Raw genomic sequence first — 24,375 nt, forward strand, 5'->3', positions numbered from 1 at the left:
CGAACGGAGGGTACTCATCAGAACTTGATCGATCCCGTCACGAACACCTGCCGCGGATTGCCGTAGAAAGCGGTCAGCGTGCCTTCGCGGCCCAGCGACGGGGTCGGGAATCCGGCCGCATTGTTGACGATCGCGCCTGTCGTCGGATCTGCGACGACGAAGGTGTAGCCCGACGTCTTATATTCCTTGTCCAGGATATTCTTGCCGTGCAGGCCGATGCTCCAGCGGTCGCTGGGCGCCGTGTAGACGATGCTGGCGTCCCACAGCGCAAAGCCCTTCTGGTCGATATAGGGGTTGGGGATTTCGAACTGATAGGTCTTGGACCGCCACGACACGGTGGTCCCGGCATAGAGGCTGCCGTCGCCTACGGGCGTCTGGTAGGACAAGGTGCCGCTCGCCGTCCATTTGGGCGTATTCTGCACCTCGCGATATCGTGCGACGTCAGTCGGCACGCCGCCGATATTGGTGATATATTCCTTATATTCCGCGTCGATGAACCCGATCGCTGTCTGCAGGTTCAGCCGGTCGCCGGGCGTCATCATGTCGCGGCCCAGCCGCGCATTGCTTTCGAACTCGACGCCCTTGAACGTCGCCTTGCCTGCGTTCGATACGACGCCGCAGAAGGACGGGATGCCCCCCACGTCGCAGGCGACCGATCCGGGGATCTGCACATCCTTGTAATCGGCATAGAAGCCGGCGAGCGCGACATAGAGCGCGCCGTCCATCAGATTGCCCTTATACCCCACTTCATAACTGTCGACTTCCTCGGGCGCGAAGCTGAGGAAGGATGCGACCTCGCTGTCCTGGCGGATGCCGTCGCCATTGAGGTCCGGCGCGTTGACGCCTACGCCGCGCGGGTCGAAGCCGCCGCCCTTGAACCCCTTGGACCAGCTGGCATAGATATTATGGTCGGGCGTCGGCTTGTAGCTGACCGACAGGCGCGGCGTGAATTTCTTGAATTCACTTTCGCCCCGGAAATTGGTGCTGGGCGCGCCAAAGGCCGTGCCCGCGCCGCCGAAGACGGGCGATCCGCCGCCCAGATAATTTTGCCGCAAAATGTCGGCCCGGCGCTTGTCCCAGGTATAGCGCCCGCCCGCCGACACGCTCAGCTGCTGCGAAATGTCGAAGGTGAAGTCGCCGAACACCGCGTAGGTTTCGGTATCGACATTCGCCTGGGTGAAGGCGGTGAGGCCCGGGACCGTGGTGAACAGGCGCACGTCGAACTGGGTGTCTGCGCTGGCGTCGAGATAATAAAAGCCGACCATGCCCTTCAGCGGCCCGTTGTCGTAGAGCAGCTGGAATTCCTGGCTGAGCTGTTCGTTGAAATAATAGGCGGGCACGTCGACATCGACCGCTGGCAAGGCGTCGAAGTCGATCGGCGATGCGCTGTCATCCTTGCGCCAGGCGCTGATCGAGCGCAGCGTCACCGCGTCGGACAATTCGGCCGAAATATTCATCGAAAGCCCGTAGGACTTCACATATTGCCTGGGGTCGGCCAGGCCGCCGCGTGTGTCGAACACATCGTCCAGCACCGGCGCACCCGAAACCTGGCCCGGGATCAGGCGGTGGCCACCGCGTGCGTTGCTGTTATCCTTGGTATAGTCGCCGGTGATCCGCATCAGCACCGGCTCGCCATAGCCGCCCATCTCGAACGTGGCGCGCCCGGCCCAGATATCCTTGTTGTAATTATCCTCGCCCGTGGTGAGGTTCTTGCCGAAACCGCCGCGCGACAGGCGGGCAAAGGCGCCGCCGACGCGGATCAGGTCGCCGATCGGCGCCGACGCGCTGATGATGCCATCGGCCTGGTCATAGCTGCCATAGGTCCCCTTCACTTTGAGCGAAAAGTCCTGCGGCAGCATTCGCGTCACATATTTGACCGCGCCGCCAATGGTGTTGCGGCCATAAAGCGTGCCCTGCGGCCCGCGCAGCACTTCGATCCGCTCGACATCGTAAATATCCAGCAGCGCGCCCTGCGGCCGGTTGAGATAGACATCATCCAGATAGATGCCGACGCCCTGTTCGAAGCCGGACACCGGATCCTGCTGGCCCACGCCGCGAATGAAGGCGGTCAGCGTCGAATTGGTGCCGCGCGATGCTTCCAGCGTGGTGTTAGGCGTCACATTGGCGAGGTCGCTGATGTCGATCGCGCCGCTGCGTTCCAGCGCCGCCCCGGAAAAGGCGCTGACGGCGATCGGCACGCTGACCAGCGTTTCCTCGCGCCGGCGGGCTGTGACGATGATGGCGGCGCTGTCCTCTTCGCTGGCGGCGGCGGGCGGCGTCGCGGCGTCCTGCGCCAACGCGGGAAGGGCAGCGAGGCCGCTCCAGGCGGCAGAGGCGAGCGCGAATGTGCGAATGGTCTGACGGGCCTTCATGGGGACTCCTCTCCTGAATATGGGGCGCCCGGTCTGCCGGATCGCGTCCTTGATCCGATTCGATAATGAAAGTTGAACCAGCTTTCAACTTCAAATAAGGAGGTCGCTGTCGGCGCGGCGTGACTGCGGCAAAAAGAACACAGGAGAGGGAGAGGCAGATGAGCGCTGGCGACGCCGCGAAGGATGACAAGGCTCCGCGCACCGCGCGCGGCGAACGCACCCGACGCGCCTTATTGTCGGCCGCAGCGGCGGAATTTGGCGAGAAGGGATTTCACGACGGGTCGATCAGCGGAATCACTCGCCGGGCGGGCTGCGCGCTGGGCAGTTTCTACACCTATTTCGACAGCAAGGACGATATTTTCCGCGCGCTGGTCAATGACATGTCGGGTCAGGTGCGCGACTATGTCTCACCCCGGATCGCGCAGGCGCGCGACGGCATCGACGCGGAACGCATCGGCCTTTTGAGCTTCCTGGAATTCGCGCGAGCGCACAAGGAAATCTACCGCATCATCGACGAGGCGGAGTTCGTCGATCAGGCCGCCTATCGCGCCCATTATGAAAATACTGCCAGCCGCATGGCCGCGCGCCTGGCCCATGCCGCCGCGCGCGGCGATGTGCGGCCGGACGTGGAGGAGGTTCATGCCTGGGCAATCATGGGCATGAATGTCTTTCTGGGGCTGCGCTATGGCGTGTGGGATGACAGCCGCCCGGCCGAGGAGGTGGCTGCCATCGCCAATGCGTTGATCGAGCGGGGGATCGGCCGGAACGACTGAGGGCGCTATTTCTCGTTAGCTGCCTTACCCTCCAGCCGCTGGCTGAAATAGACCATCTGCATCGCCTGCAACCGCGCGCCCTGTTCAATGTCGGCGTCACCGGAATGGCCGCCGGCGGTATCCTCGTAGAAATGGTAGGGAATGCCATATTCCTTGAGCCGCGCGGCAAATTTGCGGGCATGTTGCGGGCCGACCCGATCATCCTTGGTCGTGGTCCAGATATAGGGCGTGGGATAGTCGACGCCCTTTTGGATATTGGCATAGGGCGAAATCGTCTGGAGGAACGCCTTTTCCTCCGGAACGCTGACGCTGCCATATTCGTCGACCCAGGACGCACCGGCCGCGATCTGCTCGTAACGGATCATGTCGAGCAGCGGCACCTGGATCACTACCGCATTCCACAGGTCGGGATGCTGGTTGAACTCGACCCCCATCAACAGGCCACCATTCGACCCGCCGTAAATGCCGAATTTGTCCGGGCTGGACAGTTTGCGCGCGAAAATATCCTGCGCCACGGCCGCAAAATCATCATAGATGATCTGCCGCTTTGTCTTCAGGCCCGCCTCATGCCAGGCTGGGCCGAACTCGCCGCCGCCGCGAATGTTGGCAAGGACGAAGCTGTTGCCCCGCTCCAGCCACAGCTTGCCGGTAATCGCGGCATAGCTGGGCGTCATCGGGATTTCGAAACCGCCATAGGCGGTCATGATCGTCGGCGTCGATCCGTCCTTCTTCATGTCCTTGGCATGGACGATGAAATAAGGGATTTTCGTGCCGTCGCTCGACGTCGCCTCGAACTGTTCGACCACCAGGCCCTCGGCGTCGAACCGGGCGGGCATGGCTTTCACCTGACGCGGGGCCGGATTGGCGGCATCCATTTCCCACAGCGTCGTGGGGGCCAGGAAACCCGCGATCGACAGATAGGCCTTGTCGCTCTTGTCGCTGGCCGAAGCGATGGAGATGGTGGCATTATCGGGCAGGTCGACCGTCTTGCTGGTCCATCCCGCCGTGCCCGGCGTCAGCACCATCACCCGGCCGCGCACATTATCGTTATAGGCCAGGATGACATGGCCCTTGGTCGCCGCTACGCCGTCGACCGACTGGCGGGGGGACGGGGCGAAAAGGATTTGCGGCTTGAGCGTCTCGCCCGATTGCAGCGCCTTCAACGGCACGGCGACAAGCGCGCCCGTAGGCACGCTGACGCCGCCGCTTTGCCAGGCCTCGCTGGTCTGGATCAGCACCTGGCCATCCACCATGCCCTGCACATTGCTCTTTGCGGGCAGCGGCAACCGCTTCACCTGCGCGCCATCGACCAGATAGGTTTCGTTGCCGAAGAAGGTGACGCCACGATAGAGGAAGGCGGCGCGATTGCCCGACCCGTCCGACAGGACGAGGGGGAAGGTGCCGACCTGATCGCTCTGCGCCCCGCGATAGATTTCCCGCGCGCTCGACAGCGGTTCGCCGCGCTTCAGCGCCTTGACCACGAAGGGATAGCCCGACTTGGTCATGGTGCCATCCCCCCAGTCGCGCGCGATCAGGATGGTGTCGCGGTCCAGCCACGCCTCATTCTGCTTGGACGTGGGGATGGAAAAGCCGCCGTCCACGAATTGGCCCGTCTCCAGATCGAATTCGCGCAGGCTGACCGCATCCTCGCCGCCATCCGACAGGTTGACGAGCGCCAGCCGTTCGTCGGGGTCGAGGATCGACGCGCCCTTCCACACCCATTTCTTGCTGTCCGCCTTCGACAGGGCATCCAGGTCCAGCACGGTGGTCCAGTTGGGCGCTTCGCGCGCATAATCGGCTTCGCTGGTCCAGCGCCAGATGCCTTGGGGATGATCGGCATCGCGCCAGAAATTATAGACGCGGCCATGGATCAGCATCGGCATCGCGATCCGGTCCTTGGCCGACGCGATAGCAAGCGCTTGCGCGTGATAGTCGGCATAGCGCGGATCATTCTGGAACGCGGCCTCCGTCGCCTTATTCTCCGCCTCCACCCATTGCATTGCGCGCGGGCCGGTCCAGTCCTCCAGCCAGATATAGGGGTCATCCGATGGATTGGGCGTAGATGCGGGCGGCGCGCCCGCGCCGGTCAGCAAGGCAGCGGAAACCAAAGTCAAAATCCTCTTCATGCGCGGTCAGTCCCCCCTGGAGATGGTCATGCGTCCCCGGCGATAGCGCCGCCGCAACACAGCAGCGGCGATCAGCAGGGGTAACGCGACAGCGATCAGCATGATCCCCAGCACGCTGGGCGACCAGCCGAAGATGGCGTGCAGGTCGAGCGCGGACGGCAGGATCATCAGCAGTGCGCCCGCCGTCAGCAGCCACAACCCCCACCGGCGCGGTCGCACCGCGACCATGCGCATTTCGTGGCGGAAAGCCTTGCGGCCGGCTTTGGTGCCTAGGTCCGGGATGCTGTCGTGGCTCATAAGCTGCTGGACCTTGTGCGCCCAAGCCCCTATCATGTCCAGCATCCCCGGGGGACCGTCCACAGACGGTTGAGAGGCGGCTGACGTGGCCGCGACCCGCTGAACCTGATCCAGTTGACACTGGCGTAGGGAGGGTAGCGAGCCTTCAACCCGCCCGCAGTCTCTCTCTCCGTCGTAAGGAGAGCATAGCATGGCAGACGTCCCCGCCCGCACCGAAATGCGCGTGACCACCGGCCCCATTCGCGGGTCGCGCAAAATCCATGTCGGCCCCTTCAAGGTCGCGATGCGGGAAATCGACCTTGAACCTTCGAGCGGCGAGCCGCCCGTGCGCGTCTATGACACGTCCGGCCCCTATACCGACCCCAATGCCCGCATCGACATCATGGCGGGCCTGCCGGCGCTGCGGCGCGACTGGATCATGGGTCGCGGCGACGTGGAGGAATATGACGCGCGTGCCGTCAAGCCCGAGGATAACGGCCTCAAAGGCCCCGACCGGACCGGCGGCGTCCAGCCCTTCCCCAATGTCGTCAAGCGCCCGCTCCGCGCGAAGGCCGGCGGCAATGTCTCCCAGATGCATTATGCCCGCCGCGGCATCATCACGCCCGAGATGGAATATGTCGCCGAGCGCGAGAATCTGGGCCGCGCTCGCCTCGCCGAATACATCCGCGATGGCCAGAGCTTCGGCGCATCCATCCCCGACTATGTGACGCCCGAGTTCGTGCGTGACGAGGTCGCGCGCGGCCGCGCCATCATCCCGTCGAACATCAACCACCCCGAATCCGAGCCGATGGCGATCGGCCGCAATTTCCTGGTCAAGATCAACGCTAATATCGGCAACAGCGCCGTCGCGTCCGATGTGGCGAGCGAAGTCGACAAGCTGGTCTGGTCGATCCGCTGGGGCGCTGACACGGTGATGGACCTGTCCACCGGCCGCAACATCCACGACACGCGCGAATGGATCTTGCGCAACTCGCCGGTCCCGATCGGCACCGTCCCCATCTATCAGGCGCTCGAAAAGGTCGGCGGCGTCGCCGAAGACCTGACGTGGGACATCTTCCGCGACACGCTGATCGAGCAGGCGGAGCAGGGCGTCGACTATTTCACCATCCATGCGGGCGTGCGCCTGGCCTATATCCCGATGGCGGCCAAGCGCGTCACCGGCATCGTGTCGCGCGGTGGCTCCATCATGGCGAAATGGTGCCTCGCGCACCACAAAGAGTCCTTCCTCTACGATCATTTCGACGAGATCACCGAGATCATGAAGGCCTATGACATCGCCTACAGCCTTGGCGACGGCCTCCGCCCCGGCTCCATCGCCGATGCCAATGACGAAGCGCAATTCAGCGAACTCTACACGCTGGGTGAATTGACCCACCGCGCCTGGAAGCAGGATGTGCAGGTGATGATCGAAGGGCCGGGCCATGTGCCCATGCACAAGATCAAGGAGAATATGGAAAAGCAGCTACAAGTCTGCGGCGAAGCGCCCTTCTATACGCTCGGGCCCCTCACCACCGATGTCGCGCCGGGCTATGACCATATCACCAGCGCCATCGGCGCGGCGCAGATTGGCTGGTATGGCACGGCGATGCTCTGCTACGTTACGCCCAAGGAGCATTTGGGCCTGCCCGACCGCGACGATGTGAAGGTCGGCGTCGTCACCTACAAGCTCGCCGCCCATGCCGCCGACCTTGCCAAGGGCCACCCCGCCGCGCAGGTCCGCGACGATGCGCTGAGCCGCGCCCGCTTCGAGTTCCGCTGGCGCGACCAGTTCAACCTGTCGCTCGATCCCGACACGGCCGAGCAATATCATGACCAGACGCTCCCGGCCGAAGGCGCGAAGACCGCGCATTTCTGCTCGATGTGCGGCCCCAAATTCTGCTCGATGAAGATCACGCAGGAAGTGCGCGACTTCGCCGCGAAGAAGAACCAGCCCGCCGACGGCTTCCTCGAAGCGGGCCTCACCGGCGCGGAAGTGGCGCAGGCCAGCAAGGACGCCGCGCTCAAGGGCATGGAGGAGATGAGCAAGCTGTTCAAGGAAACCGGCAGCGAGCTCTATATGGGTGCCGGTGGCCGCGACCATGACTGACGGGCGGTAACGGCTTGGCACGGGCGGGCGGCGCAACGCCGTCCGCCCAGCGCCTGCCACCCTTAAAAGTCCGACTTTTTCTGCTCCGAATAAACCATATGCCGCGCCCCCGCGTTCCGCCTTCGAATGACAGCAAGGAGCGTCCCGATGGCCTATGACTTCTGGTACTGGCCGACCATTCCCGGCCGGGGCGAATTTGTCCGGCTGACGCTGGAAGCCTGCGGCATCGCCTATCGGGACTGCGCGCGGGAAGACGGGGGTGAGGCGCTGATGGCCGACATGGCCAGCCATGATCGAGGCCCAGCCTTCGCACCGCCCTATCTCAGCATCGATGGCGCTACCGTGTCCCAGACCGCCAATATCCTTCTCTATCTGTCCGAACGGCACGAATGCGGCCCGTCAGGCCTCAAAAGTCGCTATTGGCTGGCGCAGCTCCAACTCACCATCATGGACATGGTGGCCGAAGCGCATGACGTGCATCATCCTGTCGGCGTCCATCTTTATTATGCGGACCAGAAGGCGGAGGCGCTGCGTCGCGCCGAGGGATTTCGTGACGAGCGCATTCCCAAATATCTCAGCTATTTCGAGCGGGCGCTTGGCTCTGAACCGGGGAACTGGCTGGCCGGCGCGCGCTGGGGCTATGCCGACCTGTCCTTGTTCCAGCTGGTCGCCGGCCTGACCTATGCCTTTCCGCTGCGCATGGCGTCGCTAGGCGGACGCTTCCCCGCCCTCACGGCCCTGCACGACAGGGTTGCGGCCTTGCCCGAATTGCAGGACTATCTTGCCAGCGACCGGCGGTTGCCCTTCAATGAGGAGGGCATCTTCCGCCATTATCCCGAACTGGATGCGGCATGACTTTCGACGATCTCATTGTTCAGACCATCACCCCCGTCAGCCATAATCTGGGCGACTTCAAGGTGCATCGTTCCCTGCCGTCCAAGGGGCGCACGATGGTCGGGCCCTTCATCTTCTTCGACCAGGCCGGGCCGGCGCAGATCGCGCCGGGGCAGGGGATCGACGTGCGGCCGCACCCGCATATCAACCTCGCCACCGTGACCTATATGTATGAAGGCGCATTCCTGCATCGCGATTCGCTGGGTACGGAGCAATTGATCGAGCCGGGTGCGGTCAATCTGATGACAGCGGGCAGCGGCATCGTCCATTCCGAACGATCGCCCGACGAAGACCGGGCAAAGGCATCCAAATTATCGGCCATCCAGACCTGGCTGGCGCTTCCCGACCGCGTCGAGGAAATGGATCCTGCGTTCGAGCATGTCGGCGAAGGCGGACTGCCGGTCATCGAGGACGGATCGGCGCGTGCGCGCGTCATCATGGGGTCGCTCTGGGGCGAAACCTCGCCCGTCACCACCTATGCCGACACCATCTATGCCGACATTCAGCTGGCGCCGGGCGGCCGGATCGCCATTGATCCGTCCGCCGACGAACGCGCCCTCTATGTCTCGGGCGGCGATGCCGCACTCGATGGCATGACGCTGACGCCGCAGACGCTCTATGTGCTGCGGCCCGGCACGTCCGCCACATTGATGAGCGTCGATGGCGGCCGGATCGTCTTTTGCGGCGGCGAAGCCTTTTCCTCGCCGCGCCATGTCTGGTGGAATTTCGTGTCCTCGCGTCAGGATCGGCTGATGCAGGCGCGCGAGGATTGGGACGCGATGCGCTTTCCCCTCATCCCCGGCGACGATCAGGAATTCATCCCGATCCCGCAGGGCCGGCCCAAGACCGTCAGCTATCCCTGACGGCGACGGCGCGCGCCGTCATGGCGCGACCGTTATTGAACGAAGGTCAGCGACAGATTTTCGGCGTTCTTGGGAATGTCGATCCGGCTTTCGTTGATCGACGCTTCCTCGCCCGGTTTCAGCCGCGTCTTGTCGGCCTTCGTCGTCCAGCTGAAGACAAGCCGGTTCTGCCGGTCGCGCAATTGCACCAGCACCGGCGGCACGGGCAGCGCCTGCGTCCCGCTGTTCACGATGCGCGCGCCAAAGGCGAAATATTCCTCCCCGGTCGGCAGCTTGCGGCGCTCGGCAGGCTTCGACAGGTAGAAAAGCAGGTCCGGGTCGCCCTCTTCGGGCACCAGCCCCATCGCCACCATCCAGGACGGTGGCCCGTAATAGTACAGCGCGCCGCCGGCGGCCGCGACGATGAAGAAGAAGGCGGCGGCCGCATAGGTCCACAGCTTGACCGGATTGCGACGTGCGCGGGTGGGAACCGGCGGCGCATAGCTCTCCTCTGCGTCCCGGCTGACGGGCGCACCGGCATAGATGTCGTCGAAGCGATGATCGGGCTGCGCCGGTTCGGGCGCGGCGGTCGGAAGCGCTTCTTCGGCGGTGTCCACGGCACTGGGCTCCGCCGCTGCGACCGGTTCCTCTGCGGCCTCGACCGCAGGCGCAGCGGGCGCTTCGGGGGCCGATGCGGGCGGAGGCGGCGGAACTGTCGAGGCGACAGGGGGCTCGGGCGGCTGTTCCGGCGCAGGCGCCGCTTCCTCGCGCACGGGCGGGGCGACCCCTTCCTGGAACCAGCTATGCTTGCACGCCGCGCAGCGGACCTGGCGCCCATTGGGACCGACGGCGCTGTCGGGCACGACATAGCGGGTCGCGCAATTGGGGCACAGCAGGATCATTTCGCTTCATAGGCACGGCTTGGACTCGCGCGCAAGCGGCAAGACGCAGGGCATCGTTCGCGCCCGCGACTCGCGACCACAGGCGGGGCGGGCTTTACGACGGCACGCCCGCTGTGCCATGGCTGCGCCTTCGCCAAGCAGGGAGCGCCACCGCGCCTGAATCCGTCCATGTCGGCCATCGTCCAGTTCGAAAATGTCGGCCTGCGCTACGGGCTGGACAGGGAGACGCTTTCGGACGTCAGCTTTTCGCTCGCCAGCGGCGGTTTCTATTTCCTGACCGGCGCGTCGGGCGCGGGCAAGACCTCGCTGCTGAAGCTGCTCTACTTGGCGCAGCGGCCCAGCCGGGGCGTCATCCGCCTGTTCGGAGAAGATGTGGTGACGCTGCCGCGTAAGCGCCTGCCGGGCTTTCGCCGCCGCATCGGCGTCGTGTTTCAGGACTTCCGGCTGGTTCCGCATCTGTCGGCCTATGACAATATCGCCCTGCCGCTGCGCGTTGCCGGCATGAAGGAGGATGAGGTCGACGCGCCGGTCGCGGAAATGCTGAACTGGGTCGGGCTGGGCGATCGCGGCGACGCGCGGCCCGCCACCCTGTCGGGCGGGGAGCAGCAGCGCGTCGCGATCGCCCGCGCGGTGATCGGCCGGCCCGAAATCCTCGTCGCCGACGAACCGACCGGCAATGTCGACGCTGACATGGCCCGCCGCCTGCTGACCCTGTTCGAAGCGCTCAATCGCCTGGGCACCACCGTCGTCGTCGCCACCCATGACCTGCCCTTGATGGCGCAGGTGTCGGGCGCGCAGATGATGAAGCTCGACAAGGGGCGGCTCGCCGATCCCACCGGCACCCTGCGCTATCCTCCGCGCGCGCGCGCCGACCAGGACGGGGGCGAAAGCGGATGAGCGGCCGCGCCGAACGAAAGGCCGCCATTGCCGCGCGTCATCGCCTGCTGCCCGGTGGGCGGGTGGCGGGGCCGATGCCGTGGATCATTGCGATCATGATGTTCGTGACGGTGCTGGCCGCCGCTGCGGGCCTTGGCCTTGGCGCGGCGGTCCAGTCGATGCGCGCTGATCTGGCCGGACGCGCCAGCGTGCAGGTGGTGGAGGCCGACGCGCAGACCCGCGCCGCGCTGGCCGCGCAAACGCTCCGGATGCTGCGCGCCGCGCCCGAAGTGCGCACGGCCGATCCCGTTCCGTCCGCCGTCCTGGCCGATCAGCTGCGCCCCTGGCTGGGCGAAGAGGCCTTTAACGGCGACCTGCCGGTCCCCGCGCTGATCGACGTCATGCTGACACCGGGGGATGCCGGGGCCAAGGTCGATCGCCTGCGCCAGCGGCTCGCCGCCCTGTCGTCCAAGCTGCGCGTCGATCCGCACGCCGCCTTCCTGACGCCGCTTGCCGGCCTGCTTTCGGCGCTTGGCCTGCTCGCGCTGGGCGCGGTCCTGCTGATGATGCTGGCGACGGCGGCGGTCGTCGTGCTGGCGGCGCGGGGCGCGCATGACAGCCATCGCGGCACCATCGACGTGCTGCATCTCATGGGGTCGACCGATGTGCAGATCGCTCGCCTGTTTCAGCGGCGCATCGGGCTCGATGCGCTGATGGGCGGCGCGCTGGGCTTTTCCTTCGGTATTTTCGTCATCCTGCTGATCGGGCTGCAACTGGGCGCGACCGGATCGGAACTGCTCGCGGCGATCACGCTGCCCTGGCAGGGCTGGCTCATCCTCGCCGCGTTGCCGGTCGCGGGCGTGCTGTTGGCGACGCTGACCGCGCGCTGGACGGTGCTGCGCGCGCTGGGACGAACGCTGTGATCGTGCGCCTGGCCGCGCTGGCGCTGCTCGGCTGGGTGCTGGGCTTCGCCTGGTTCGCCATCTTCCTGCCCGAACCGCTCGACGGTCGCCGCACCGACGCCATCGTCGTTCTGACCGGCGGGCCGGGACGGATCGACCGGGGCATCGCCCTCATGCAGAAGGGCGCGGCCAAGCGGATGCTGATTTCCGGCGTCGACCGGTCGGTCCGACCGGGGGAGCTGGCGGCGCAATATGATACGCCGCAAGCGTTGTTCGATTGCTGCATCACGCTCGGCCGCGAAGCCATCGACACCCGTTCCAACGGCCTTGAAACCGCGCGCTGGCTGGCGCGCCGCGATTATCAGACGGTCCGGCTCGTCACCACCGACTGGCATATGCGTCGATCCGCGCTGGAATTGACCCAGGCGCTGCCCCCGCGCATCCACATCGTCTATGATGCGGTGCCCAGCCATCCCAGCCTGTCGGTGCTGATGCGCGAATATAATAAATATCTGCTGCGTCGCATCGCCGCGCTGATCGGCATCTGATCCTTATGACAGCCATCATGACCGCGCTGCGCTCCTTCGCCTTCATGCTGATCTTCTACAGCGGCAGCCTATTTTTCGTGCTCGCCGCCATGCTGGTCGGCGGCCTCCATCCCGACATGGTGCCGCGCATCGCCACCGCGTGGAGCCGCTTTCACCGCGGCTGCGCGCGCTGGATATTGGGGCAGACGGTGGTGGTGGACGGCGACCTGCCGCTTGGCCCCTATCTCTATATCATCAAGCATGAATCGATGTTCGAAACCATCGACATGCTGTGCCTGTTCGATCGCCCGGCGATCGGGGCCAAGCGCGAACTGCTCGACATTCCGCTCTGGGGCCTCATCGCCCGCCGCTACGGCCTCATCCCGATCGAGCGCAGCGCCGGGGCCAGCGCCCTGCGCGCCCTGCGTTCAGCGGCCCGCGCGGCGACGGAGCAGGGCCGCGCCATCTGCCTGTTTCCGGAAGGCACGCGCGTCCCCCATGGCGAAGCGCCCCCGCTCAAATCGGGATTTGCCGGGCTGTACAGCCTGCTTGGCCTCCCCGTGGTGCCGATCGCGGTGGACAGTGGCCGCGTGTCACCGCGCGGGCGCTTCATGAAGCGCGCCGGCACGATCACCTACAAGGTTGGTGCGATCGTCCCCACCGGCCTGGACCGGAAGGAGGCGGAACGGATCGTCCACGCCGCCATCAACGCGCTCAATCCGCCCCGGCCCTGAACGCCAGCGACCCGGTCGTCCTCAGTGCGACCGGCCGAAGTCCGGCTTGGCGTCATCCTGCCCCTGTTCGATGATAGACCGGCGAATGTCGCGCGTGCGGGTGAACAGGCTGAACAGCGCATCGCCGTCATTCCACCGGATCGCACGCTGCAAGGCCGACAGATCCTCCGAAAAGCGTTGCAGCATTTCCAGCACGGCGTCCTTGTTGGCCAGGAACACGTCGCGCCACATGGTCGGGTCGGACGCGGCGATGCGGGTGAAATCGCGAAAGCCGCCGGCCGAATATTTGATGACCTCGCTCTGGGTCACATCCTCCAGATCGCTCGCCGTCCCGACGATCGTGTAGGCGATCAGGTGCGGCAAATGGCTCGTCACCGCCAGCACCAGGTCATGATGCGCCGGGTCCATCACCTCGACATCCGCGCCCACGCGCCGCCACAATTCGGCGATCCTTTCGATCGCCGCCGGGTCGGCATCGGCGGGCGGCGTCACGATCGACCAGCGGCCCTTGAACAGCGTGGCAAAACCGGCTTCCGGGCCGCTATTTTCGGTGCCGGCGACCGGATGCGCGGGGATGATGGTGCGGCCGGGCAGGGCGGCGCTCAACTGCGCCAGCACGTCCGCCTTGCACGATCCCACGTCGCTGACGATGGCCTCGGCGGGCAGATCGTCGGCAATCTCCGCCGCCACCGCGCCCATCGCGCGGACGGGCACGCACAATATCACCAGGTCGGCGTCGGTCACGGACGCGCCCGCCGTGTCGGTGACATCGTCGCACAGGTCGATCCGCCGCGCTATGTCGCGCACGCCGGCGTCGGCGTCATGCCCGGTCACGCGCACGGTCGGCATGTCCGCCCGGATCGCGCGGGCGAGCGAGGAGCCGATCAGCCCCAGGCCGATGATGGTGACGCGGGCAAAGGGCAGCATGGCGTCAGGCGGCCTCCGCCATGGCGCGCAGCTTTGCCGCGACGGCGCGGGTCTGCTCCTCGGTGCCGATGGTGATGCGAAGGCCGTTGGGCAGGCCCTGACCGGGCAGCCAGCGCGTGGCAAAGCCCTCGTCCCACAACCCCTTCATCGCCGCTTCGGCGGTCAGCTTCCCCTCGAATAGGATCAGCAGGAAGTTCGTCTTGCTCGGGATCGCGCGCAGCCCGTAATTGGACAGCGAAGCGACCTCGCCCGCCAGCCATTCGCGCCACTGGTTGTTATGCGCGCGGCTGCGCGCCACCCAGTCGTCATCGCCGATCGCCGCGATCGCCGCAGCCTGGCCCACGGTCGTGACGTTGAAGGGCGCGCGGATACGGTGGAGAATGTCGATCACCTCGGGCGAACCATAGCCCCAGCCGATCCGCTCGGCGGCCAGCCCGTAGATTTTCGAAAAAGTGCGCGTCACGAACACATTGGACGCGTTGCGGGCCAGCGCCAGCCCGCCATCATCTTCGTCCTCGTCCAGATATTCGGCATAGGCCTGGTCCAGCACGAACAGGATATCGGGGCGCAGGCCCGCATGCAGCCGCGCAATCTCCGCCCGGCTGGTCATGGTGCCGGTGGGGTTGTTGGGGTTGGCCAGGAAAACGACCTTGGTCCGCTCCGTCACCGCCGCCAGCAGCGCGTCGACGTCCGTGGCATAATCCTTGTCCGGCGCGATCACCGGGGTCGCGCCGACGCGCCGCGCGGCGATGTCGTAAACGGCAAAGCCGTAGCGCACATAGAGGATCTCGTCGCCCGGCCCGGCATAGCCGCTCGCCGCCAGGTGCAGCAATTCGTCCGATCCGGTGCCATAGATGATGCGCGCGGGGTCCAGCCCATGCTTCGCGCCGATCGCTTCCCGCAGCTTGGCTGCGGCGGGGTCGGGATAGGTCGCCATGTCCGCGGCGGCGGCCATGAACGCGTCGCGCGCCGCCTGGCTCGTTCCCAGCGGATTTTCGTTGGCGGACAGCTTGACCAGCGGCCGACCGTCATCGGCTGCGGCCTTGCCGGGCACATAGGCGTGAATGCCCAAAATCCAGTCCTTGGGCGCGGGATATGCAGCGGGATATGCAATGGTGTCTGTCATGGCCGGGGGCTTTACCCGCTCGACGCCAAAAGGCCAAGCGCAGTAGGGCGCATCCTTATCGCCCGGACCGATGGGAGCCTGACCCCTCCAGGCACATCTTTCCTCCGACGCCTGGTTGCGACATATACGGCAAAGGAAAAAATGGCGGAGACGGAGGGATTCGAACCCTCGGTAGCCCCTTAAGGCTACGACGGTTTAGCAAACCGCTGGTTTCAGCCACTCACCCACGTCTCCGCACGAATTTGCCCACCGGGAAAGGCGGGCAGTGGCTAGGGAAGGGCCTATAGCGAGCGGTTTGCGGCATGGCAACGGGTCTGCATGACGATTTTTGCAGCCCCCGCCAGCGGGGATTCGATCCGGCCCGGAATCGACTCGATTGGCCGTTCGTTCATTGTCGTTTCAGCTTGGCGGTTGATACTCTACAGGATGATAGTGAGAGCGGATTTTCGGGGAGCTTCGGGCATGATCGGCATTTCTGGGCGCATGGGCGCCCGCTTCGCGCGCGCGGCGGGACTGGTGGCGGCGGTGGCCGGCCTGGCGGTGACGCCGCTCGCCGCCTCGGCGCAGGTGCGCACGATCGATCCCAACACCGCCATCGACGCGGACCTGGCGCCGCCGCCTGCGGCCAGCAGCACACCGACCGATCCTGGCGTCGACCCCACGGTCAACCAGGGCGCAGGCGCGACCTATAATGCGCCCGCCGGTGCGCCCCCGCCGGTCAGCAGCGCGCCGCCGCCATCGGGCGCCACGACCGCGACCGGCGCGCCGGTGACGCAGGCGTCGCCGCCCGCCGCCCCTTCGCCCAGCGAATCCTATCAGGAAGACGACCTCATCGGCGCGGCCGAGGGCGTGTTCGGCAAGGGCGCGGAAGGACTGGCCGGCATCATCGAAAAAATCCTGAAGGATCAGGGCCGGCCCAACGCCTATATCGCCGGGCGCGAAGCATCGGGCGCGTTTGTCGTCGGCCTGCGCTACGGATCGGGCACGCTCAATCACAAAATCGAGGGCAAGCGCGAAGTCTATTGGACCGGCCCGTCGATCGGCTTCGACGTTGGCGGCAATGCCTCCAACACCTTCGTCCTCGTCTATAATCTCTACGACACGCAGGACCTTTATCATCGCTTCCCGGCGGCGGAGGGCACCGCTTATCTGGTCGGCGGCTTCACCGCTTCCTATCTGCGCTGGGGCGATGTGGTGCTCATCCCGATCCGGCTGGGTGTCGGCTATCGCCTCGGCGTCAACGCCGGCTATATGAAGTTCAGCGAAAAGCGGAACTGGCTGCCTTTCTGAGGCGCGGGTTATAGGGCGAAGGCAAGCTGCGCGCCGTCCTCGCTCTCCTCCTCCGCCTCCAGATTATGCACGCCAAGGCCCAGCAGCCGCGCGCCCAGTGGCAGCGGCAATTGCGCCAGCAGCAATTCGCGCCCCGCCTGCGCCAGCTGCTCGGCCGATCGCACTGGCGCGGCGAAGCTGCGCGAGCGGGTGATGATGCGGAAATCCGCGAACTTGACCTTCAGCACCACGGTGCGGCCCCACGCCTGCGCCTTTTCGATCCGGGACCACAGGCTGGCCGCGATCCGGTCCAGCTCCGTCACAAGCGCATCGCGATCAATGAGATCGTCGAAAAACGTGTCCTCCACGCTCACCGACTTGCGCGACTGGCGTTCGCGCACCGGCCGATCATCCTCGCCCCGCGCCGCACGGTAGTAGAAATCCGCTGCGTTGCCGAAATGCGCCTGCAGGAACGCCAGGTCGCGCGCGCGCAGGTCCGCGCCGGTTTCGATGCCCAGGGCCTGCATCCGCCGCGCCGTCACCGGCCCCACGCCATGGATGCGCCGCACCGGCATGGCGGCGATGAAAGCGGCGCCCTCGGCCGGGGGGACGACGCAGATACCGTCGGGCTTGTTCTGGTCCGACGCCAGCTTGGCGATCAGCTTGTTGTAGGACACGCCGGCCGACGCGGTCAGCCCGGTTTCCGCGCGGATCATCCGCCTTATCTCCTGCGCCACCCGCGTGGCCGATGCGATGCCCGGCTTGTTCACCGTCACGTCCAGATAGGCTTCGTCCAGCGACAAGGGCTGGATGATGTCGGTGAAGCGCGCGAAAATCTCGCGAATCTGGCCTGATACGGCGCGATATACCTCGAACCGGGGTTTGATGAACAGCAGGTCGGGGCACAGCCGCCGCGCCCGCGCGCCTGGCATGGCCGACCGCACGCCAAATGCGCGGGCCTCATAGCTGCATGTCGCCACCACGCCGCGCGGACCGCCGCCGCCCACCGCGATCGGCAGGCCGCGCAGCGACGGGTCGTCGCGCTGCTCGACCGACGCATAATAGGCGTCCATGTCGACATGGATGATCTTGCGCGGCGCGGGCGAGTCCATGGCGCTTCTCATGCCACAGACAGGAACGAAAGGGAAACGTCAGTCCAGCAAGCGCAGATTGCCCAGCAGCGCCTGCAAATGCGCGCGGCTGATCCGGCTCCAGACATTATAGGTGCAGGTCTGGCCGCCGACATGGACATAGGCGATGGATTGCAGCCCATGGCCTTCGGGATTGTCTTCCGGATACGGCTCCGCGCCCGACAGGCCATATCCGGCAAAGGAGGGGGCGGGCAGCTGGTCCAGCTCCTGCATATAGGGCCATTGCCGCGCCAGCCGGGTGCGCTGCGCCTCGGGCGGGGTCTCGTCGTCGGGCAGGACACCAGGGCCGGCAAAGCCATAAGCGCTGCGCAGATTGGGCAGGTCGAACGCCACGCCCCAGCCGCCGCTGAAATCGGCCGCGCGCGGCACGCCATCGGCCCCGGCCGCACTGGCCAGCGCCAGCGGCGCGCAACGCGGCGTCTTCCCGCTCTTGCCGTCGTCCGACCGCGCCCATTGTGCGCGCGCCACGTCCGCGCCGACCAGTTCAGGTGCTGGCGCAGGGGCGGGCGGCGCTTGCACGGGCTGCGGCGCCGGCACCGGCGGAACCGCAGAGGCCGCCGTCATCCGCGTGACCGTCGCGCCATCCTGTTGGCGCGCAGGCCCGTCATGGCATCCGCCAAGAGGGATCAGCATGATAAGGGCGAGCGCGCGTTGCATGCTCCATCGACGCAGGGACGGGCGGCAAAGTTCCTTAGCGATCGCCTTTCAGCGCCAGCAGCGCGGCGAAGGGACCGGCCTGCTCCTCGCTCAGCACGCCTGCTTCTTTGAGCGCAATGTCGGCCTGCGGCGATCGAGGATAGGGCGTCATCGCCAGCGCCATGGTTTCGGCCACCGCTTCGCCCATGTCGATCTGCTGACCGTCATAGCCGATCGTGTCGACATCCTCCGCGTCCAGCTCCAGTTCCTCGCCGTCGGCGGCGCTGTTGTCTTCCACGACAAAGCGCAGCGCGAAATCGCTGTCGATCTGCTCGGGAACCGGCTCGGCGGTGGCGACGCAGGGCTGGGCCAGGCTGGCGCGCACGCGGCCGCGCGCCAGGATGATGCCGTCCTCCTCGCTCAGCGCATAGTCCGCCTCCAGCCGGTCTAGCGTCACCAGGCCAAAGCGCTTCGCCAGCGCCGCCCGCTCTTCGGCGTCGGCCTCGATATGGACCTCGCCGGTCATGCGGCGGATCTGTTCGGCGCGCACCGGGCGCGAAAATTCGGGTGTCGTCATCCTATGTCTCCTGCCAGCAGCGCGTCGCGCGACAGGCAGCCCAGCCGCACCCAGCGTTCGCGCAACGCGCCCTCCACATGGGCCACCGCTTGCTCGGGCACGGCCGCGCCGCGATACAGATTGCGGCGCAGCGCCTCGCCCAGATCGGCCCCGCCGGTCAACGCCGCGCGATAGGCGCTGATCCGGCCGCCCAGCGCGCTCATCATCCGGCCAACGTGCTTGCCCACGACCACGTCGCCAATCCCTTCCTGCCGCAACTGCCCGTCCATATCGTCGACGAACAATTCGGTCAGCCAGGCGCTGTCCTGCGCGGCGCCCTGCTGCTCTAGCCGGATAAGCACCTGCGCCAAAATCGCCACGATCATGTCGAAACGCCCGTCGATCGTGTCGGGCACCGCGCCGTCCAGATACCAGTGTGGCCGCCGTCCTTCGTCTACGATGGCGCGGTAAAGCGGCGCCAGCCCCTCGCGCGGGTCGGACCGTCCCAGCAGGCGTTGGAGGAAAGAGGGGGCATTGGGCATGGCGATCGGCTTTTCGTGACGGATGGAATGGGCGCGCGCGGCGACCGGTGTGCGCTCGCCCCTTGCCGGACCCTGCGCATTTCCATATTGATCGCAGCGCCGCCCAATGCAATGGCGGCATCACTTTTATCGGGTTCGCGGGCCATGCCCCCGCAGGAGACGTTCATGCCCCAGTTCAGCCGCCATTCCCGCCGCGGGCGCATCCTGATCGCCATCGGGCTTGGCGCGTTGCTGGTCGGCACATCGGCCTGCACCCGCATCCGCACGCATCAGGGTTATCAGGTCGACAAGCTGCTGGTCGATTCGGTTCAACCCGGCATCGACAATCGCGCCTCGGTTGAAGGAACGCTGGGTCGCCCCAGCTTCGTGTCGCAGTTCGGCGAACAGGACTGGTATTATGTGTCGCGCGACATGCGCGCCCTTGCCTTTTCCAGCCCCAAGCCGGTCGATCAGACCGTGCTGCGCGTCCGTTTCGATCCCGCCGGCAATGTCGTCGCGGTCGATCGCATGGGCCTGGAAAAGGTCGCCAACATCTCGCCCATGGGCGCCACGACGCCGACGCTTGGCCGTCATCGCAGCCTGTTTGACGAGATCTTCGGCAATATCGGCGCGGTGGGAGCGGCCGGCATGGGTGGCGCGGGCGGCGGCGGTGGCCCCGGCGGCGGCCCCAACGGCAGCTAAACGCCTCTGAAACGCCCGGTTCCTCGCCTGAGGAGCCGGGTGGCGCATGCCCTTATCGCCGCAGCAGGAACACCGCATGTTCGGCGAAAAGATTGGCGTTGGCATGGGTGGTTTCGCGGTCGCCCTTCAAAAACCACTGCCCGTCGATATGCCAGCCGCGTTCCTTCACCAGCGCGCGAAAGTCATCCACCGTCACATGGTGGATGTTGAGCGTATCATACCAGCTATCGGGCAGCAGCCGCGTCACCGGCATCCGCCCCCCCCACATCAGCGACAGCCGCCCGCGCCAATGCGCGAAATTGGGGAAGGATACGAACGCCTGGGCCGCGATGCGCAGCAATTCCTCGACCACCAGGTCGGGGCGGCGCGTCGTTTGTAGCGTCTGGCTCAGGATCGCATAGTCGAAACTGGCGTCGGGATAATAGGTGAGGTCGGTGTCCGCATCGCCCTGCACCACCGACAGGCCGCGCCCGACGGCGGCGGCGACGTTGGACGCGTCGATCTCCAGCCCGCGCGCATCCACCTGCGCCCGGTCGCGCAATTCCGCCATCAGCGCGCCGTCGCCGCAGCCCACATCCAGCACCCGCGCCCCCGGCCGCACCGTCCGCGCGATCAGCGCCAGGTCGGGGCGCAGCGCGCTCACGCCCGGCCCCCGCGCAGGAATCCGTCCACCACCCGGTTGAGTTCGGGACATTCCAGCAGGAAGGCGTCATGCCCGAACGGGCTCGACAATTCGACGAAGCTCGCCTGTGCGCCCCCGGCGTTGAGCGCATGGACGATGGCGCGCGATTCGGCGGTGGGGTACAGCCAGTCGGTGTCGAAACTCACCAGGCAAAACCGCGCCCGTGTCGCGGCAAAGGCGCGCGCCAGCGATCCGCCATGGTCCTCGGCAATGTCATAATAGTCCATCGCCCGGGTGATGTAGAGATAGCTGTTGGCGTCGAACCGGTCGACAAAGCTCAACCCCTGATGGCGCAGATAGGATTCGACCTGGAAATCCGCGTCGAACCCGAATGTCTTGGCGTCACGTCCCTGCAATCGCCGCCCGAATTTTTCCGTGAGGCCCGCTTCGGACAAATAGGTGATATGCGCCGCCATGCGCGCGACCGCCAGCCCCGCGCTCGGCACCAGCCCATCGGCATAATAATCGCCCCCGCGCCAGTTCGGGTCCGCCATGATCGCCTGCCGCCCGACTTCGTGAAAGGCGATATTCTGCGCGCTGTGCCGCGCGGTCGACGCAATGACGACGCAGTTTTCCACCCGGTCGGGGAACAGCGTCGGCCAGGTCAGCGCCTGCATGCCTCCCATCGACCCGCCGATCACCGCGGCCAGCCGCTTGACGCCCAGATGATCCAGCAACGCCGCCTGCGCGCGCACCATGTCGGCGATGGTCAGCACTGGAAAGCGCATCGCATGCGGTTCGCCCGTCGCGGGATCGACGCTCGCCGGCCCGGACGATCCCATGCAGCTGCCGATGACGTTGGAACAGATGATGAAATGGCGCGCCGGGTCGACGGGCTTGCCCGCGCCCACCATCCGCCACCACCAGCCCGGCTTGCCGGTCACGGGATGGTCGGATGCGACATATTGGTCGCCGGTCAGCGCGTGGCAGATCAGGATGACGTTCGACGCGTCGGCATTCATCGCGCCATAGGTTTCATAGGCGATGTCGACCGGGCCTAGGCTTGCGCCGCTCGACAGGGCGATCGGCCCTGCCAGGCGAACCTGCCGGCGCAGGCCGAAACGGCTGTCATCGGATCGGGGAAGGCTGGCCATGGTCGGCCCGCGCTAGGACTGGCGCGATGGCCTGTCAATCTGGCATGGCGGCGCGACACTGCCTTGGATGGATGACCATGACCGACACCCAACGCCCCGCCATCGTCGCCTATGGCCCGCTTTACCCCTATCTGACGCAGCAGCTCGAAAGCCGCTTCACCGTCCATGCCGTGGCCGCCGATGCCGATCTTGATGCCCTCCCGGCCGGGGTGAGGGACGCGCGCGCTTTGGTCAGCTTCGGCTCCGTCGGCGCGCCGGCCGCGATCATGGACGCGCTGCCCGCGCTGGAAATCGTCGCGCTCTTTTCGGTCGGCTATGACAAGGTGGATGTCGATCATGCGCGCGCCAAGGGCATTCGCGTCACCAACACGCCCGACGTGCTGACCGACGATGTCGCCGACCTTGCCGTGGGCCTCCTCTATGCCGCCGTGCGTAATATCCCCGCCAATGACCGGCTGGTGCGGTCCGGCGGTTGGGCGCGCGGGGAAAAGCCGCCTTTGTCGGCGCGAGTCACAGGCGCGCGCATCGGCATATTGGGTCTGGGCCGCATCGGCCGCGCTATCGCCTGGCGGCTGGAGCGGCAGGCCGGCGAGATTCTCTATCATAATCGCAGCCAGGCGCAGGACGCACCCTATCGCCATGTCGCCGACGCGATCGACCTCGCCCGGCAAAGCGACATGCTGATCGTCGCCACCTCCGGCGGGCCGGAAGCCGCCGGCCTGGTCGACGCCGCCATGCTGGACGCGCTCGGGCCGCAGGGCGTCATCGTCAATATCAGCCGGGGCAGCGTGATTGATGAAGATGCGCTGGTCGCCGCGCTGGCGGATGGGCGCATCGCCGGCGCGGGGCTGGACGTGTTCGCGCACGAACCTCATGTGCCGCCCGCGCTGCTGGCGATGGACCATGTCGTGCTGCAACCCCATCAGGGCAGCGCGACCGTGCATACGCGCGCGGCGATGGCGGATCTGGTGATCGCCAATCTCGATGCCTGGTTTACGGGCAAAGCCCTGCCGACGCCAGTGGTCTAGGGCCGCCGGCAAGTCGGCAATCGGCAAGGGCAGGGCCGGAAATCTCTTTCCTATTGCGCCCCCTTCTGGTTCATCCTTGTCGATGGACCAGATGCCTGACCGCTCGCGCGCGACCGCGCGCCGCCGCCGTGCTTATTGGACGCCCGCGCGCCAATGCCAGTTCCTTGCCGCCCTGATGGAAAGCGGCAGCGTCGCGCGCGCGGCGCGCGCGGTCGGCATGTCGCGCTCCAGCGCGCATCGCCTGCGCCACCGGCTCGCCGGCACTGCCTTCGATCGGCAATGGGAAGAGGCGTTGGCAATGCATGCCGGATTGACGGCGGATCCGATGGTCTGGACTGCCGCCCGCGCGTCCATGGACACGGCCGGGCGCTGATGGCGATCACCCGCGCCAACCGGCAAATCCGGCCGGTTTCACCGGTCGACCACCTGTCGCTTAGTGGTCGCTTCGCGGTCGCCTTATGGTCGTCTCACGGTCGCTTCAGGCCGAAAAAACGCATATCGATTGAACTTCGACAGGCATGGCCGGCGCGCCGGATCACTCCTCCAGCAGCACCGCGCTGCGGCGCTTCTGCCAGTTCATCGGCACGCCGATCCGCTGGCTCCAGCTGCCGTCCCACTGGGTTTCCAGGCCATGCGCCTCCAGCTGCGCGACGATGCGATAGCCGACCGCGATAGCCGCTGCCTCGCCCTGTTCGCACGCGCCATAGCTCATATAGAGGCCATGGCCTTCGACCGCCGCCTCGGTGTCCTGCATATGGAAAAAGACATAGCCCTGGACCGCGATATCCTCGGCCTGCGCCGCCTCTATCTCTTCCCAGATCTCGCTCGCGCCGCAATTGGCGCAGCAGGTGAAGTTCTGCCGCGCGATGATGCCCTCGGCCTCCAGGGCGGCGAAGGCCAGCTCCAGCCGGTCGCAATCGGTCATCTGCGTCCATCCCTGCTCGGCGGCACGATGCTCGGCCAGCGCCTCGCGCAGCGCCGCGGACGCTTCGCGGCGCAGCGTCGGCCGGGGCAATTCTTCCTCGAACAGATCGTGCGCGTTGGTCAGGATCGCGTCATCGTCGAAATAGCCGCCCAGCACCTCGCGCCGCATCTGGTCGCGCAGCGCCGTCACGGGATCATAGGGCGTCTCCGCCGTGGGGGCGGGCCGTTGCGGCTCCGCTTTCGCTGCTCTGGTCCCGAAAATCCGTTTCCACAAAGCCTCGAACATGCGCCGTCCTGCCTCCTGCGTCGCGTTGCATGGGGTCAACATGCCCATGCGCGCGGCAAAGTTAAAGGGGGGATATTGCGTTTTGCGGCGGCGCGGCCCTGGCGGCGGGCGGCGCGGGCACTGGATTGCCGCGCCAGATCGC

At 66.2% G+C, this 24,375-nt stretch carries 25 protein-coding genes, 1 tRNA gene and 1 riboswitch; of the genes, 12 read left to right on the forward strand and 14 right to left on the reverse strand.

Annotation, left to right across the window (positions count from 1 at the left end; translation table 11 throughout):
* Positions 1-17: 17 nt before the first annotated feature.
* Positions 18-2,372 (reverse strand): TonB-dependent receptor, encoded by a 2,355-nt coding sequence (locus SAB01S_RS08005; RefSeq protein WP_062732528.1) that lies wholly within the window; start codon positions 2,370-2,372, stop codon positions 18-20.
* Positions 2,373-2,530: 158 nt separating this feature from the next.
* On the opposite strand from SAB01S_RS08005, the gene SAB01S_RS08010 reads away from it, so the two are divergent.
* A complete protein-coding gene (locus SAB01S_RS08010) occupies positions 2,531-3,145 on the forward strand; it encodes a TetR/AcrR family transcriptional regulator (protein ID WP_062732529.1) in 615 nt (204 codons plus the stop codon).
* 5 nt (positions 3,146-3,150) lie between these two features.
* Here SAB01S_RS08010 and SAB01S_RS08015 read toward each other — a convergent pair whose 3' ends face one another.
* Both SAB01S_RS08015 and SAB01S_RS08020 read right to left on the reverse strand, forming a co-directional pair.
* The gene (locus tag SAB01S_RS08015; RefSeq protein ID WP_062732530.1) at positions 3,151-5,271 is read right to left on the reverse strand and encodes a prolyl oligopeptidase family serine peptidase; all 2,121 of its coding nucleotides are present in this window, start codon (positions 5,269-5,271) and stop codon (positions 3,151-3,153) included.
* 6 nt (positions 5,272-5,277) lie between these two features.
* Positions 5,278-5,613 carry a hypothetical protein gene (locus tag SAB01S_RS08020; protein ID WP_439646661.1) on the reverse strand — a complete coding sequence of 112 codons (336 nt, stop codon included), beginning with the start codon at positions 5,611-5,613 and terminating at the stop codon, positions 5,278-5,280.
* A riboswitch (TPP riboswitch) is annotated at positions 5,607-5,717 on the forward strand. It overlaps the preceding gene by 7 nt.
* A gap of 41 nt (positions 5,718-5,758) precedes the next feature.
* Between SAB01S_RS08020 and thiC the strand changes: the two genes are divergently transcribed.
* From thiC to SAB01S_RS08035, 3 genes are all read left to right on the forward strand, one after another.
* On the forward strand, positions 5,759-7,654 hold the full coding sequence (gene thiC, locus SAB01S_RS08025; RefSeq protein ID WP_062732531.1) for a phosphomethylpyrimidine synthase ThiC: 1,896 nt from the start codon (positions 5,759-5,761) through the stop codon (positions 7,652-7,654).
* Positions 7,655-7,801: 147 nt separating this feature from the next.
* Positions 7,802-8,509, forward strand: a complete 708-nt coding sequence (locus SAB01S_RS08030; RefSeq protein ID WP_062732532.1) for a glutathione S-transferase — start codon at positions 7,802-7,804, stop codon at positions 8,507-8,509.
* Complete coding sequence (locus SAB01S_RS08035; protein ID WP_062732533.1) at positions 8,506-9,411, forward strand: pirin family protein; 906 nt, start codon at positions 8,506-8,508, stop codon at positions 9,409-9,411. Before SAB01S_RS08030 ends, SAB01S_RS08035 begins: the two co-directional genes overlap by 4 nt.
* A 32-nt stretch (positions 9,412-9,443) precedes the next feature.
* Here the strand turns inward: SAB01S_RS08035 and SAB01S_RS08040 are convergent, their stop codons facing one another.
* Positions 9,444-10,292, reverse strand: a complete 849-nt coding sequence (locus SAB01S_RS08040; protein WP_062732534.1) for a zinc-ribbon domain-containing protein — start codon at positions 10,290-10,292, stop codon at positions 9,444-9,446.
* Between the two features lie 168 nt (positions 10,293-10,460).
* Between SAB01S_RS08040 and ftsE the strand changes: the two genes are divergently transcribed.
* Genes ftsE through SAB01S_RS08060 form a run of 4 tightly spaced genes read left to right on the forward strand, consistent with a single transcriptional unit; the run spans position 10,461 to position 13,331 of the window.
* Positions 10,461-11,189, forward strand: coding sequence for a cell division ATP-binding protein FtsE (gene ftsE, locus SAB01S_RS08045; RefSeq protein ID WP_062732535.1), 729 nt, complete (start codon positions 10,461-10,463; stop codon positions 11,187-11,189).
* On the forward strand, positions 11,186-12,091 hold the full coding sequence (locus SAB01S_RS08050) for a cell division protein FtsX (RefSeq protein ID WP_062732536.1): 906 nt from the start codon (positions 11,186-11,188) through the stop codon (positions 12,089-12,091). Before ftsE ends, SAB01S_RS08050 begins: the two co-directional genes overlap by 4 nt.
* Positions 12,088-12,618, forward strand: coding sequence for a YdcF family protein (locus tag SAB01S_RS08055; RefSeq protein WP_062732537.1), 531 nt, complete (start codon positions 12,088-12,090; stop codon positions 12,616-12,618). The genes SAB01S_RS08050 and SAB01S_RS08055 overlap by 4 nt, the downstream gene beginning before the upstream one ends.
* Positions 12,619-12,632: 14 nt before the next feature.
* A complete protein-coding gene (locus SAB01S_RS08060) occupies positions 12,633-13,331 on the forward strand; it encodes a lysophospholipid acyltransferase family protein (RefSeq protein WP_062732651.1) in 699 nt (232 codons plus the stop codon).
* A gap of 21 nt (positions 13,332-13,352) precedes the next feature.
* Here SAB01S_RS08060 and SAB01S_RS08065 read toward each other — a convergent pair whose 3' ends face one another.
* The 3 genes from SAB01S_RS08065 to SAB01S_RS08075 all read right to left on the reverse strand — a co-directional run bounded on the left by SAB01S_RS08065 (position 13,353) and on the right by SAB01S_RS08075 (position 15,618).
* Positions 13,353-14,258, reverse strand: a complete 906-nt coding sequence (locus tag SAB01S_RS08065) for a prephenate/arogenate dehydrogenase family protein (RefSeq protein ID WP_062732538.1) — start codon at positions 14,256-14,258, stop codon at positions 13,353-13,355.
* Between the two features lie 4 nt (positions 14,259-14,262).
* Complete coding sequence (gene hisC / locus SAB01S_RS08070) at positions 14,263-15,384, reverse strand: histidinol-phosphate transaminase (RefSeq protein WP_062732539.1); 1,122 nt, start codon at positions 15,382-15,384, stop codon at positions 14,263-14,265.
* A 142-nt stretch (positions 15,385-15,526) separates the two neighbouring features.
* Positions 15,527-15,618, reverse strand: a tRNA-Ser gene (locus tag SAB01S_RS08075).
* A gap of 228 nt (positions 15,619-15,846) precedes the next feature.
* Between SAB01S_RS08075 and SAB01S_RS08080 the strand changes: the two genes are divergently transcribed.
* Positions 15,847-16,674, forward strand: a complete 828-nt coding sequence (locus SAB01S_RS08080) for a DUF1134 domain-containing protein (protein WP_062732540.1) — start codon at positions 15,847-15,849, stop codon at positions 16,672-16,674.
* A gap of 8 nt (positions 16,675-16,682) precedes the next feature.
* Here SAB01S_RS08080 and dinB read toward each other — a convergent pair whose 3' ends face one another.
* From dinB to SAB01S_RS08100, 4 genes are read right to left on the reverse strand one after another with little or no spacing between them, the layout of a single operon-like run.
* Positions 16,683-17,765: a DNA polymerase IV gene (gene dinB, locus SAB01S_RS08085; protein WP_062732541.1), complete on the reverse strand. Its 1,083-nt coding sequence runs from the start codon at positions 17,763-17,765 to the stop codon at positions 16,683-16,685.
* A gap of 39 nt (positions 17,766-17,804) precedes the next feature.
* Entirely contained in the window at positions 17,805-18,461 is a 657-nt protein-coding gene (locus SAB01S_RS08090) for a hypothetical protein (RefSeq protein WP_062732542.1), read from the reverse strand.
* A gap of 34 nt (positions 18,462-18,495) precedes the next feature.
* Positions 18,496-19,017, reverse strand: a complete 522-nt coding sequence (locus SAB01S_RS08095) for a DUF177 domain-containing protein (protein ID WP_062732543.1) — start codon at positions 19,015-19,017, stop codon at positions 18,496-18,498.
* Entirely contained in the window at positions 19,014-19,538 is a 525-nt protein-coding gene (locus SAB01S_RS08100; protein WP_062732544.1) for a ubiquinol-cytochrome C chaperone family protein, read from the reverse strand. The genes SAB01S_RS08095 and SAB01S_RS08100 overlap by 4 nt, the downstream gene beginning before the upstream one ends.
* A gap of 165 nt (positions 19,539-19,703) precedes the next feature.
* Between SAB01S_RS08100 and SAB01S_RS08105 the strand changes: the two genes are divergently transcribed.
* Positions 19,704-20,219 carry an outer membrane protein assembly factor BamE gene (locus tag SAB01S_RS08105; RefSeq protein ID WP_157078296.1) on the forward strand — a complete coding sequence of 172 codons (516 nt, stop codon included), beginning with the start codon at positions 19,704-19,706 and terminating at the stop codon, positions 20,217-20,219.
* Positions 20,220-20,271: 52 nt separating this feature from the next.
* Here the strand turns inward: SAB01S_RS08105 and metW are convergent, their stop codons facing one another.
* Positions 20,272-20,913 (reverse strand): methionine biosynthesis protein MetW, encoded by a 642-nt coding sequence (gene metW, locus SAB01S_RS08110; protein WP_062732545.1) that lies wholly within the window; start codon positions 20,911-20,913, stop codon positions 20,272-20,274.
* Positions 20,859-21,995, reverse strand: a complete 1,137-nt coding sequence (metX, locus tag SAB01S_RS08115) for a homoserine O-acetyltransferase MetX (protein ID WP_062732546.1) — start codon at positions 21,993-21,995, stop codon at positions 20,859-20,861. Before metX ends, metW begins: the two co-directional genes overlap by 55 nt.
* A 71-nt stretch (positions 21,996-22,066) precedes the next feature.
* Between metX and SAB01S_RS08120 the strand changes: the two genes are divergently transcribed.
* Together SAB01S_RS08120 and SAB01S_RS08125 are read left to right on the forward strand one after the other, a co-directional pair.
* Entirely contained in the window at positions 22,067-23,023 is a 957-nt protein-coding gene (locus SAB01S_RS08120) for a 2-hydroxyacid dehydrogenase (protein ID WP_062732547.1), read from the forward strand.
* An 82-nt stretch (positions 23,024-23,105) separates the two neighbouring features.
* Positions 23,106-23,396 carry a helix-turn-helix domain-containing protein gene (locus SAB01S_RS08125; protein ID WP_062732548.1) on the forward strand — a complete coding sequence of 97 codons (291 nt, stop codon included), beginning with the start codon at positions 23,106-23,108 and terminating at the stop codon, positions 23,394-23,396.
* Positions 23,397-23,558: 162 nt separating this feature from the next.
* Here the strand turns inward: SAB01S_RS08125 and SAB01S_RS08130 are convergent, their stop codons facing one another.
* Positions 23,559-24,233, reverse strand: coding sequence for a DUF6891 domain-containing protein (locus SAB01S_RS08130; protein ID WP_062732653.1), 675 nt, complete (start codon positions 24,231-24,233; stop codon positions 23,559-23,561).
* Between the last annotated feature and the right edge of the window lie 142 nt (positions 24,234-24,375).

Source organism: Sphingobium abikonense NBRC 16140, from assembly GCF_001598335.1.
Taxonomy (GTDB): domain Bacteria; phylum Pseudomonadota; class Alphaproteobacteria; order Sphingomonadales; family Sphingomonadaceae; genus Sphingobium; species Sphingobium abikonense.